Annotated in this window: 11 protein-coding genes; 6 read left to right on the top strand and 5 right to left on the bottom strand. The window is 64.5% G+C overall.

Annotated elements, in window-relative coordinates:
* Positions 1-116 precede the first annotated feature (116 nt).
* The gene (locus tag GGD89_RS10565; protein ID WP_184044996.1) at positions 117-1,319 is read left to right on the top strand and encodes a PP2C family protein-serine/threonine phosphatase; all 1,203 of its coding nucleotides are present in this window, start codon (positions 117-119) and stop codon (positions 1,317-1,319) included.
* 85 nt (positions 1,320-1,404) lie between these two features.
* Positions 1,405-1,740: an STAS domain-containing protein gene (locus GGD89_RS10560; RefSeq protein WP_184044994.1), complete on the top strand. Its 336-nt coding sequence runs from the start codon at positions 1,405-1,407 to the stop codon at positions 1,738-1,740.
* A 24-nt stretch (positions 1,741-1,764) separates the two neighbouring features.
* On the opposite strand, the gene GGD89_RS10555 is transcribed toward GGD89_RS10560, so the two are convergent.
* From GGD89_RS10555 to GGD89_RS10540, 4 genes are all read right to left on the bottom strand, one after another.
* Positions 1,765-2,109: an Hpt domain-containing protein gene (locus GGD89_RS10555; RefSeq protein WP_184044992.1), complete on the bottom strand. Its 345-nt coding sequence runs from the start codon at positions 2,107-2,109 to the stop codon at positions 1,765-1,767.
* Positions 2,106-2,498 (bottom strand): response regulator, encoded by a 393-nt coding sequence (locus GGD89_RS10550; protein ID WP_184044990.1) that lies wholly within the window; start codon positions 2,496-2,498, stop codon positions 2,106-2,108. Before GGD89_RS10550 ends, GGD89_RS10555 begins: the two co-directional genes overlap by 4 nt.
* Positions 2,483-5,302, bottom strand: a complete 2,820-nt coding sequence (locus GGD89_RS10545; RefSeq protein WP_184044987.1) for a PAS domain S-box protein — start codon at positions 5,300-5,302, stop codon at positions 2,483-2,485. Before GGD89_RS10545 ends, GGD89_RS10550 begins: the two co-directional genes overlap by 16 nt.
* Before the next feature lie 310 nt (positions 5,303-5,612).
* Positions 5,613-5,807 carry a hypothetical protein gene (locus GGD89_RS10540; protein ID WP_184044985.1) on the bottom strand — a complete coding sequence of 65 codons (195 nt, stop codon included), beginning with the start codon at positions 5,805-5,807 and terminating at the stop codon, positions 5,613-5,615.
* Between the two features lie 333 nt (positions 5,808-6,140).
* On the opposite strand from GGD89_RS10540, the gene GGD89_RS10535 reads away from it, so the two are divergent.
* The 4 genes from GGD89_RS10535 to GGD89_RS10520 all read left to right on the top strand — a co-directional run bounded on the left by GGD89_RS10535 (position 6,141) and on the right by GGD89_RS10520 (position 11,142).
* On the top strand, positions 6,141-7,163 hold the full coding sequence (locus GGD89_RS10535; RefSeq protein ID WP_184044983.1) for an ABC transporter substrate-binding protein: 1,023 nt from the start codon (positions 6,141-6,143) through the stop codon (positions 7,161-7,163).
* A gap of 166 nt (positions 7,164-7,329) precedes the next feature.
* Complete coding sequence (locus GGD89_RS10530; RefSeq protein ID WP_184044981.1) at positions 7,330-8,754, top strand: sensor histidine kinase; 1,425 nt, start codon at positions 7,330-7,332, stop codon at positions 8,752-8,754.
* Positions 8,751-9,185 carry a response regulator gene (locus tag GGD89_RS10525; protein WP_184044979.1) on the top strand — a complete coding sequence of 145 codons (435 nt, stop codon included), beginning with the start codon at positions 8,751-8,753 and terminating at the stop codon, positions 9,183-9,185. The genes GGD89_RS10530 and GGD89_RS10525 overlap by 4 nt, the downstream gene beginning before the upstream one ends.
* A complete protein-coding gene (locus GGD89_RS10520) occupies positions 9,178-11,142 on the top strand; it encodes a hybrid sensor histidine kinase/response regulator (protein WP_184044976.1) in 1,965 nt (654 codons plus the stop codon). The genes GGD89_RS10525 and GGD89_RS10520 overlap by 8 nt, the downstream gene beginning before the upstream one ends.
* Positions 11,143-11,155: 13 nt before the next feature.
* Here the strand turns inward: GGD89_RS10520 and rbsK are convergent, their stop codons facing one another.
* Positions 11,156-12,115 (bottom strand): ribokinase, encoded by a 960-nt coding sequence (gene rbsK / locus GGD89_RS10515; protein ID WP_184044974.1) that lies wholly within the window; start codon positions 12,113-12,115, stop codon positions 11,156-11,158.
* Positions 12,116-12,151 lie beyond the last annotated feature (36 nt).

Raw genomic sequence — 12,151 nt, 5'->3', positions numbered from 1 at the left:
ACGGCGGCTTCCCGCAAGACGTCGTTTTCGGTATAGCATGCGCGGACAAGGCGGACGCCGCCCCCCCGCGTGGGGATGCCGGATCCCGGGGGACAAGCCTGGTGATAGGGAAGGCGATGAAAATCCTGATCGTCGATGACGACGAAATCATCAGAAAAATCGTGCAACTTCGTGTCAAGAAACTGGGGCACGACGTCTGGGTGGCCGAGAATGGGGATCAGGCTCTCAGTACGATTCAGGAGACGCCATCGATCGACTTGGTGATCAGCGACTGGATGATGCCCCACATGTCAGGAGTCCAGCTGTGCCGCGCCATTCGCGCGTCACCCGAGACTCAGCATATGTTTGTTCTTCTGCTGACCGCCAAGGAAACCCGGGAAGACTACCTGGAGGCCATGGACGCCGGCGCCGACGACTTCCTTGTCAAACCGTTTGATCCGGAGTTGATCGCCGCCAAACTGCGGGCCGCCGACCGCATTCTGACTCTTCAGGCCGAACTGAGAAAGAACAACGACCTATTGAGGCGCGTCAACAAGAAGCTCGAAGTCGCGTACGACCGACTCAAAAGGGATGTTCAGGCCGCCGGGAAAATGCAGGAAAGCCTGCTCCCGAAGAAGACCATGGACATGGGACGGTATCATATCGCGACGGCGCTCATTCCATCGTCGTCCGTCTCCGGAGATATATACAACTACTTCGATCTGGGAGACGGCAACCTCGCGCTCTATGCCGTTGACGTCGCGGGGCATGGCGCGCGGGCGGCGATGATGTCGTTCACCTTGTCGCGTGTGATCACGGCGGACCGCTTCCGCGCCAAGGACGGCGGCATGCGCGGCCCTCGGGACCTGGTGTCGGACCTGAACGCCGAGTTCCAGGTCAGTCCGCCGAACCTCGACTATTTCACGCTTCTGGTGGCGACCGTGGACGCCGCCGGGACCATGCGGCTGTGTCAGGCGGGGCATCCCCATCCGGTGGCGATCCCGCGCAATGGCGCGTCGCCCACCGTCCTCGGGGGCGGGGGGTTCCCCGTGGGGCTGATGGCACGCACGCACTTCGAGGAGACGGTCGTGGACCTGACGCCGATCCAGCGCGTGGCCTTCTACTCCGACGGCGTGATCGAGTGCGCCAGCCCCACCGGTGAACTGTTCGGCATGGATCGCTTCCAGGCCCTGTTGCACAACCTGCGCGACCTGCCGCTGCCACGGGTTCCGGCGGAAATCCGCCGGCGGCTGGCCGAGTGGCGGGGTTCGGACTCCTTCGACGATGATGTGTCCCTCATTCTGCTGGAAACACGGAACGGGATCGGCGTCGCTGGATGACGCGGGAGGCGAACCAAACCCCGGGCCCCCACCCCGCGTACACCAGGCGTCAGGCCCCAGGCCGGACCCACCAGGGAGGCAACCGATGATCCAGGTGGAGCAGGACGACACCGTGCTTGTCGTGACGGTGCACGAGACCCGCCTGGACGCGGAGTCGGCCATGGCCTTCCTTCAGGACGCGACCGACGCGGTGAAGACCCGGCCCCGGGTCGTCTTCGACCTCTCGGCGGTGGGCTTCATGGACTCCACGGGCATCGGCGCCCTGGTGGGGGTGACCCAGAGCATGGAGACCGGGGGCGGCGTCGCCGTCTTCGGTCTGACCCCGGCGGTGGAGATGGTGTTCACGCTGCTCCGGATGGACATGCTGTTCGCCATCGCGCCCGACCGGACCAGCGCCCTTGCCCAGGTGCGAGACGCATGAGGCGCACGCCCCAGCGGCGGTGCGTCAACGGCCCGCTGCCTCGGTCACGGCGCGCATGCTCCGCAGCAGCGCGTCGATGGCATCGTCGAGCGCCGTGGTGTCCTCGGGTGGGGCCTGCCGGGCGGATTCCGCCATCCGTTCCACCACGCGGGCGCGGTTGGTGATCTCGTCGTGCCCCAGAGTGGTCCCAAGCCCCGTCAGGCGGTGACTGAGAAACGCGAGGTCCGTATACACCTGCCGCGGGACGCCCGCCGGCTGGCGGATCCGCGTCCGCGTCTCCTCGATCACGCGCCCGTCGGTCACCAGGCGATCCACGAAGGCACGCCGAATCTCGGCAAAGACATCGACATCGTCCGCGTCGTCGATCATGCGCCGTCCCCCTCCGCCCAGAGAGTCCGGAGCTGATTGCCGAGGTCCTGCGGCTCGTAGGGCTTGGTCAGCACCCCCATGACCCCCAGGGCCTTGAACCGCGCCACCTCGTCGGGGTGCGCCTTGGCGGTGATGAACACGATGGGAATCTGGCAGACCTCGGGCATGGCCCGGAGCCGTTCGACCGTGCTGGGGCCGTCCATGCCGGGCATCATGACGTCGAGCAGGATCAGATCGGGATTGTAGACCGGCGCCCGCTGGAGGGCTTCCTCTCCCGAGCCAACGACCTCGACCTCGAAGCCGCCGAACTTCTCCAACGCCACGCGACCGACCTTTTGAAGCATGACCTCATCGTCCACGTAGAGGACCCGTTTCAGTTCGCGTGACATGCGGCGCTTCCTTCCTCGGCGGGAACGACCGGGAACAACCGGTCAATGATCGCGCAGATCTTGTCAACGGTGGCTCGCTCGCTTTCCCGCGTCTTGACGAGAACCGCCGCGACCGAGGGCGCGTCGGGGGGAAGCTCCTCATGACCGGACAGGATGATCAGCGCCGGCCGGTCGCCCTGGTCGTTCTTCAGGTAGTCCACGACCTCCAGCCCGTTCCCGTCCGGAAGCCCCATGTCGAGGATGGCGAGGTCAAAGGCGTGCTTCTCGGCCAGACTGATCCCCGCCGCCACGCTCTCGGCGCCGGTGATCCGGGCCCGCTCCGACAGCATGTGCGAAATGATCAGGCGGACGCCCTCATCATCCTCCAGATGCAGGATGTGGAGGCTCCGCCGGTCGGCGGACGGTTCCTCGCTTTTGCGCATGATGGGCAGATCCACATAGAAGGTCGTGCCCTCGCCCGGCTGGCTTTCGAAGCCGACGCTGCCGCCCATCTGTTCGGCGAGCCCCTTGGTGATGCTCAACCCGAGGCCGGTGCCCCCCTTGGCCCGTTTGTCCGAGGCGTCGGCCTGCGCGAACTTCTCGAAAATCTGGTCGTGGAACTCCACCGCGATGCCCGGCCCCTTGTCCACCACCAGCAGGCGCACCCACCCGTCCGCGGAGCACTCGGCCACGAGCCGGACGGTCTCCCCTTTCGGCGAGAACTTCACGGCATTGGACAGCAGATTGAGGATGATCTGTTGCAGCCGATCAAAATCGGCCCAGACCGTGTAATCCTCGGTCATCTCGGTCACGACCGAAACGCCGTACTGTTCGGCGTAGGACTCAATATCCTGCAAGGATCGGTCCATGGATTGCCGGATGGAGACCGCCTCGTACTTGAGGGTCAGCTTGCCGGAGCCGATTTTCTCCACGTCCAGGATATCGTTGATGAGGCGGATCAGGCGCTCCGTGCTCTGCTCGGCGATCTGCGTCAGTTCCTTGATCTCGGCGTCCAGGGGGCCGAGGACCTCGCTGTTGACGATGTTCAGGGCGCCGCGCATCGCCGTCAGCGGCGTCCGCAGTTCGTGGCTGACGATCGACACGAACTCGGACTTCAGGCGCTCGACCTTCTTGGTCTCGCTAAGATCGCGGACGACCCCCACGAACATGGTGCGCCCGGCGAAGTCCACACGCGACACGGCCAGATCCAGCGGAAACACGCTGCCGTCCTTGCGCCGCCCGGGCACCTCCCGGCCCCGGCCGATGATGCGCGGGTCGCCCATCTGCATGTAGCGGCGGACGTAGCCGTCGTGGCGGCCGCGATGGGCGTCGTCCATGAGGACGCTGATGTTGCGCCCCAGGATCTCCTGCCCTTCGTACCCGAAGATCCGCTCCGCCGCCGGGTTCATCGACGACACGATGCCGTTGATGTTGATCGTGAAAATGCCGTCGACGATGTTGTCCAGGATGGCGCGCTGCCTCTGTTCGCTGAAGCGCAGGGCGCGTTCGGCGCTCTTCTGGGCCGACTGGTCCCGCGCGATGACCACATAGCCGACGCTGACGTCCGCATCCGTGCGCAGCTTCGACACCGACAGGGCCACCGGGATAATGGAGCCGTCCTTGCGTCTGTAGATGCTGTCGATGTCGCCCTGACGGCTGCTCAGGTCGTCCAGGTCGAGGGTCCGGCACGGGGTGTTCGCGTCGGCGTCGTCGCCGTGCTTGTCGTCCTCGCAGAAAACAGGCGTGATCGGATCGGCGATCTCGGACAGGTTGAGGGTGTCGACAGCCTCATCCGAGGTGTATCCAAGGGAAACCTCGGCGGCCCGGTTGAAGAAGACAACATCGCCGTTGGTGTCGCAGACAATGATGGGTAACCGCGCGTTTTCCAGGATGGTTTCCCGGAAATAGGAAAGCTTCTGATACTCTTGCTTCAGTTTTTCTTCTCTGGAGAGCCCACGAAAGACAACGTATCCAAACCCACCAATGACGCCGAGCAGAATCACCAGAATGGCGGTGGCGACAATAAGAGAGGGAAAGACCTCCTCCTGGATCACGCTCATGGGGATCGATGCCGATATCAGAATGGCGTATTCCTCGCTCATGCGCAGAGCGAAAACCCCGTCCTCGCTCCCGAAGACGGATCCCCTCATGATCTTCCGCTGTTGAGTTCCATAATTGTCCCGAAAGGCGATGCTCTTCGATAGATTCATGCCCACCGAGGAGTCGACCCCGCTTTTGACCAGGACGTCGCCACTACGCGAAATAAGGGCTATGGACTCCAGATCACTCGTGGATTCCCGCAGGAAGAAGTCTCTAAAGTAATCGCTGCGCAAGCCCATGACAGCGACCCCCAGGAAGCGCCCGGTGTTGTCGATGATGGACCGGCTGATCGTGAACAGTTCTACATTGTCGATGCGGGAACGGATGGCCGCGCCAATATGGAATTGCTCGCCCCTGATCTTGTGGGCCGCGAAATACGGACGATCCGATATATCCAGGTTCATGTTCTTGAGTCCCGTGGAGTTGTAGCGAATCACTCCATCGGAATCGGCGACCACGAATATATAGACCTGCGGCAGCGAGACATCCATCGTCTCTATTTGTCTCCAGTCGGCCGGCCGCATGAGGGCGACGTCAATTCCGCCACTCTCGATCACCAACTCGGACACTTGCTTCAGGATAAGCGCGGGACCGTCGAGGGAGCGTTCCAGATGCTCCTCAACAAAAGAAACAGCGATACGAAGTTCCTGTTCCCGCTTCTCAACGGCATTGGTGTACATCAGCCAGCATAATGTGGCCCAGGTAATGATCGCGAGCCCTGCCATCCCCCCGACGGCGGACAGGAATATGAAACGGTTTGACGAGAGGCCGAAGACTGTATTTTTAGATTTTACAGCCATGGCAAGGTCCTTCCGGCATATACGGCCCTATCGCGGAATAGGCTTGTCCCCTTGTTTCCGGTTGGCACATTACGGAGCGCGGCCCGCGCCCAGGGGACACCATCATCATGTGGTCGCCGGAACCAGGGGCATAAGACGGTCGCGGACGCCTCCCCGCGGGCGCGAACCGTCCGACCCGCGCGGCGACACGACCGTCGCAACACTCGCACAGCCAACCTTAGCCGGTTGGAAGATGTTATGGGAGCATAAAAAGTATTGCCCGGGGCTTGGCGCCAGAAAAGCGAGCACAGAACACCGAGGTCGCGCCTGGCGACAGACGACCGTCTCCCCCCGGCGCGATCGACGTCGCCTCGGCCACGATGCGGGCGTCGGCATCCGTCTCCAGGTCCGTGACAAGCGACTGATCCAGCTTCAGCTCCGACAGCGGCATCTGTGTGGATCTCGACCATCGACGAATAGCCGGCGCCGACATCGTCCAGCGAGACGGCGATGTCCTTGAGCCGCAACCGGGTCGTTGGACGCCGTCGCCCCAGGGCGCCATCGCGGCCGGGGGGCCCCAAGGCCATTAACCGTATGTTAGACCGAACAGGGGCACACTCTAACTGTGTACAACCCCATCGTGACGTCTTATGGGGGGATACCCTGTGTCACCGGACTTCGGTCTCCCGCGACCATCATGGATGGAGCGCGCGCCGTGGATGTCGCGACAGGTCATCGTCGCCACTCCTCGAACGCGGATCGTCCACGGCGTGCCAGGTGAACCATGGTTTCTCTGAACGCTCGGAGTCTCGGTCTGGCGGGCGCGGTCGTGGCGATCGCGATCGGAGTCGCGGTCATCCTCGCACGCGGGGTGTTCGACGCCGGCGTGACACCTCCCCCCACCTTGGCCCCGCTGACCATCGGCGCCACCCAGGGTGAGACGGCCTCTCTGATCTTGGTGGCGGAGCAGCGGGGCTACTTCTCCGACGCCAGCCTTGACGTCACCATCATGCCCCAGCCGTACGGACGGATCGCGGCGGAGAACCTGTTCTCGGGCACCGTCGATCTCGCCACCTTCACGGATTTCGTTTTCGCGCGGAACAGCCGCCATCATGCCGATCTGAGACTCCTGGCGTCGCTGGTTCAGGCGTACACCACGCACGTCGTAGCGCGCCGCGATCACGGCATCACCCAGCCGGACGACCTTCGGGGACGCCGGGTCGGCGTCACGGCTGGCACCTCGGGTGAGTTCTTCCTGGCGCGCTTCCTGCTGTTCCATCGTCTGCCGGCGGACGCCATCAACACGGTCAACCTGACCCCCGCGGCCATCATCAAGGCCCTGGCGGCCGGCACGATCGATGCGGCGGTCACCTGGCAGCCTCACGTCCACGCCGTCCGCCAACGCCTTGGGGACGAGATGGTCACGCTGACCGAAAGCTTCGAGACCCCCTACTACATGCTGCTCGTCACCACCGAGCCCTGGTTGACCGGCCATCGGGAGGAGGCCACGCGCTTCATGCGGGCCCTGGCGCGCGCCCAGTCTTACATCCGGGACAATCCGGACGAGTTGAAGCGCCTGTTCAAGGACCACATGAACCGCGACCCGGCATACATCGCGGCCACATGGGATGGCTGGCGGATTCGCCTGTCTCTCAGCCAGGATGTGTTGACCGCGCTCGAGGACCAGGGAGACTGGATGGTCGAAAACAGCCTGATGTCGCCGGCAGAGGTACCGCGCTACCTGGACATGATCGACAGCGATGCGCTGTCGGCGGTCTATCCAGATGCCATCACGCTCATCCAATGATAGGATCTGTCGGAAACTTCGTTATCGACAGGCGCACCGCGACCCGACGCCCCTGGCGGAGCGGGCATCTCCCAGGCATGGCATGGCCCCGCCCCCCCGAACCCGATGCTAGCCGCGCCGACCACTCCGCCCCGCCCCTCAGGCGACACTACTCACGAGCCGTTGCATGCGCATCCGCACCCTTCTCGTCGTCAGCACCGTCGTCCTGGTCGTGTCGGGCTCGGCAGCCCTGCTCGCCTTGTCCTGGGCGGCCGATCAGGTCGCCCAGGCTCGCGTCGGCAGTCGCATCGCGGGCGAGATCGTCACGGCGGTCTTTGAACTGAACGCCCTGGCCAGCGAGTATCTTGAAACGGAGGACGAGCGCCCGCGTCGTCAATGGCGGACGAGACATGAGTCCCTGCTCGCCCTGCTGGACTCGCTGCCGGAGGCCATTCGACGGGAGCGGCCCGAGCCACGGCAGGTGCGGGACGATGTGGAGCAGGTGGGACACACGTTCGCCCAACTCTCGCAAGCCATCGGAGAAGACGGCACCACAGTGCCCCACGTGCAAATCGAAACCATGTGGCGCAAACGGCAGATCGCGGAAATTCGGAGGCTTTCACAAACCATTGTCGAGACGTCTGCCGCAATGGACCAAGACTTAACAAATAAAACAGAAAAAATAGAAAAAATATATTTAATAACAACATTTTCCTTTATAACTGGCGCGGTGATTCTTTTTTTGTCTATATGGCTCTTGATATCCAGGCGAGTCCTGGGGCAAATGCGCGTGTTGCAGAAAGGGATTCTGGCGCTGGAGGCTGGTCGACTGGACTATCGCATCCGCCTGGACGGCACCGACGAGATTAGCGAGGTCGCCACCGCCTTCGACGGCATGGCCGCCGAACTGGAACGGTCCCACAAGGAACTGGCGCAGTTCGCCTACGTGGCGTCCCATGACCTTCAGGAACCGCTGCGCATGGTGGCGAGCTACACGGCGCTGCTTTCCAAACGCTACGGCGGCCAGCTCGACGCGCGGGCCGACAAGTACATCGGTTATGCCGTGGCCGGGGCCAAGCGGATGCAGGACTTGCTCAACGACCTGCTGGCCTTCTCCCGAGTCGGCACGCGTGGCCGGCCGTTCGAACCCACGGACTGCGGGGCGGTCGTCACCGAGGCCATGGAAAACCTGCGGCAAGCGATCGACGAGTCCGGGGCACGGGTCACGCGCGGCCCCTTGCCGACCGTGTCCGCCGATGGCCGCCAACTGGTCCAGGTTTTCCAGAACCTGATCGCCAACGCCATTCGCTACCGCCGGGAGGACGCGCCCAAGATCGACATCGCCGCCGAGCGGCACGATGACCTTTGGACGTTTTCGGTTCGCGACAACGGCATTGGCATTGAACCCGAGTTCGTGGATCGCATATTTATGATATTTCAAAGGTTGCACCCACGCTCGGAGAGCGATGGCAACGGGATAGGTCTGGCCATCGTCAAGAAAGTGATCGAGCGTCACGGGGGAAGCATCTGGGTCGAGTCCCAACCAGGCCAAGGGAGCACCTTTTTCTTTACACTGGGCGGCGGTTCGCAGAACAGGGAACAAAACTCATGAAAGCTATCGATATTCTTTTGGTAGAGGACAATCCCGCCGACGCGGACCTGACTCGCGAGTACTTCGAGGACGCGCGGATCCTGAACCGCCTGCACGTCGTCGCCGATGGCATCGAGGCCATGGACTTTCTGAAGCGGCGTGGCCGGTTCGCGGATGCCCCGGTCCCGGACTTGATGCTGCTCGACCTCAACCTGCCGAAAATGGATGGCCGCCAGGTTCTCGCCGAGATCAAGCAGGATCCGGCGTTGATGAAGATTCCCGTCGTCGTCCTCAGCGCCTCGAAAGCCGAGGCCGACATCATCCGAACCTACGAACTGCACGCCAACGCCTACGTCACCAAGCCCGTCGACCTGGAGCAGTTCGCCGAGATCGTCCAGTCGATCGAGGGGTTCTGGCTGTCCATTGTCAAACTGCCGTCACGGAATGACTGATCTCACCAAACGCATCCTGGTCGTCGAGGACAATCCCGGCGACGTCGACCTGATCCGGGAATACCTGGACGAGGCCGACTTCGATCACGTCGTCGACCATGCGCCGCGCCTCGCCGACGCCATCATCGAACTCAGGAGCGACGTGCCGCCCGGGGCGGTGCTCCTGGACCTGGGCCTGCCCGACGGCATGGGCATCGACACCCTGCGCCGCATCCTGGACGCGGCGGGCGACGTGCCGATCCTGGTGCTGACCGGCCGGGACGACCGCGAACTGGCGGTCAGAACCATGCAGGAAGGCGCGCAGGACTACCTGGTGAAGGACGGCCTGACACCGGACGGGCTGACCCGCGCCCTCAGGCGAGCCATGGAGCGGGTCGCGCAGGACCGCTTGCACCGCCAGACGGAAGAGGCGCTGCGCCAGAGCGAGGATCGTTTCCGGTCCGCCTTCCTGACGGCGCCCTATGGCATGGCCCTGGTGGCGCCCGACGGCCGGTTCATGCGGGTCAATCACGCGCTCTGCGACCTGTTGGGCTACACCGAGCCCGAGGTGCTGGCCGGCGATGTCCAGACGTTCACCCACCCCGAGGATTGCGACGCCGACGGCGCGCACATCGCGGGCATCCTGGCGGGGGACGCCGTGTCCTATGCGCTGGAAAAGCGTTTTGTCCGCAAGGGCGGCCAAGTGGTGTGGGTGCATGTCTCGGTGTCCCTGGTCCGGTCCTGGGATGGGAGCCCGGTCCACTTCGTCATGCAGGTCCTCGACCTGTCCCAGCGCAAGGACCTGGAGCAACGCCTGTTACAGGCGCAGAAGATGGAGGCGGTCGGCCAACTCACCGGCGGCCTGGCGCACGACTTCAACAATCTGCTGGGGGTGATCACCGGCAATCTGGAGCTGCTGCTGCGGTCGGTGCGCAAGGACGATCGCGCGTTCCGGCGCGCCCAGGCCGCCTATCACGCCGCGTTGCGCGGCGCCGATCTGACCCGGCAGATGCTGGCGTTCTCGCGGCGTCAGATCCTCGAGGTCAAGGACATCGATGCCCGCGCCCTGCTGGAGGGCCTCGTCGGCCTGCTGCGGCGCACCCTGGGCGAGGCCGTCGAACTGCGCCTGAAACAGGCGAACAGCCTGTGGAGCATCCGCACCGACGGCAGCCAGTTGGAGTCGGCCATCCTGAACCTCGCGCTCAACGCGCGCGACGCCATGCCCCAGGGCGGCCACCTGACGATCGAAACCATGAACGTGCATCTGGACGCGGAGTATGCCGCGCGCGACCACGACGTCGTGCCGGGCGATTACGTGCTGGTCGCCGTGTCCGACACCGGAACGGGCATCCCGGCCGAGATCATCGATCGTGTGTTCGAGCCGTTCTTCACCACCAAGGAGGTCGGCAAGGGCACGGGGCTCGGCCTCAGCATGGTGTTCGGCTTCGCCAAGCAGTCCGGCGGCCACATCAAGGTCTACAGCGAGGGTGGACGCGGCACGGTGGTCAAGCTGTTCCTGCCCCGCAGCAAGGGCACCGTCGGCGACGCGGCCGCCACGGCCGACGAGCCGGACGATGACGGGGCGCCCTTCCCGGCGACCGTCCTGGTCGTCGACGATCGGGAAGACCTGCGCATGGTCGCGGCGGAAATGCTGGAGGATCTGGGCTACACCGTCATGGTGGCCGAGAGCGGCCCCGCGGCCCTGCTGATGCTCGCCAGGAACCGCGCCATCGACCTGCTGCTCACCGACATCGTCATGCCCGGCGGCATGTCGGGGCCGCAACTGGCCCAGGCGGCGCGGGACCGCTGGCCCCGCCTGCCCATCCTGTTCATGTCCGGCTATGCCGAGGGGGCGATCCTGCGCGAAGGCCAGATCGGCACCGAACACGACCTGATCAGCAAGCCGTTCCGGCGCGCGGATCTCGCCCGCAAGGTCCGCGCCGCCCTCCTCAACGGCCCGGGCGCCGGCACGTCGTAGTCGTGCGCGGACATCATGGACGGGGACCGCCCTCCCGGGAGGCCGGGCCGTCCATCCGCGCCAGGGTGTCGGCGAACGCCTCCGCCGTGGCGTACGACGTCTGGGTTCCCGGCCGGGTGATGGAATCGGCGGCATAGCGCACCGCCATCCGCAGCGCCTGATCAAGATCGCCGGACTCCACCAGATAGCGCGCGAAACTACCGATGAAGGCATCGCCCGCGCCGGTGGTGTCCACCGGCGTGACCGCCACCGCGTCGATCAGCCGGACCTCCGATCCGGTGACCAGCAAGGCCCCCTTGGCCCCCAGCGTCACGATGACCGTCTGGATCCCCTTGGCGATGAGCACGCGCGCGGCGGCCTCGGCCTCGTCGGCGGTGGTCACCGGCAGGCCGGTCAACAGCGCCAGTTCGCTCTCGTTCGGCACCAGATAGGTGGCCTCGGTGATGCGATCCAGGGCCAGATCGGGTTGCGCGGGCGCCGTGTTCAGCAGGGTCGGGATGCCGTGCCGGGCGCCGAAGGCGATGGTGTGATAGACCGTCTCCAGCGGCACTTCCAGTTGCAGGACGATCAGGGCGCAGCGCTTCAGATCCTCGGCCGCCCGGTTCACGTCGGCGGGCTTCAGGTCCGCGTTGGCGCCCTTGATGATGAGGATGCTGTTCTCGCCCGATGGCTCCACGAAGATCGGCGCGACGCCGCTGGGCATGCCGGGCACCGTCGCCACATGGCGGGTGTCGATGCCCGCGTCGGCGAAGTTGCGCAGGGTGTTGTCGGCGAAGATGTCGTCGCCGACCTTGGTGACCATCATGACGTCGGCACCCAGCCGGGCCGCCGCCACGGCCTGATTGGCGCCCTTGCCGCCACAGCCGATGCGGAAAGTCGGGGCCTCGATGGTCTCGCCCTTGTCGGGCATGCGGGTGACGTAGGTGATCAGATCGACCATGTTGCTGCCGACGACGGCGATTTTTCCGGGCATGGCGGGGTCCCTCGAAGTCCGTGTTGGTCTTGACCG

The organism is Roseospira visakhapatnamensis (assembly GCF_014197915.1).
Lineage (GTDB): Bacteria > Pseudomonadota > Alphaproteobacteria > Rhodospirillales > Rhodospirillaceae > Rhodospira > Rhodospira visakhapatnamensis.
This window is presented reverse-complemented; position numbering and strand designations above follow the sequence as displayed.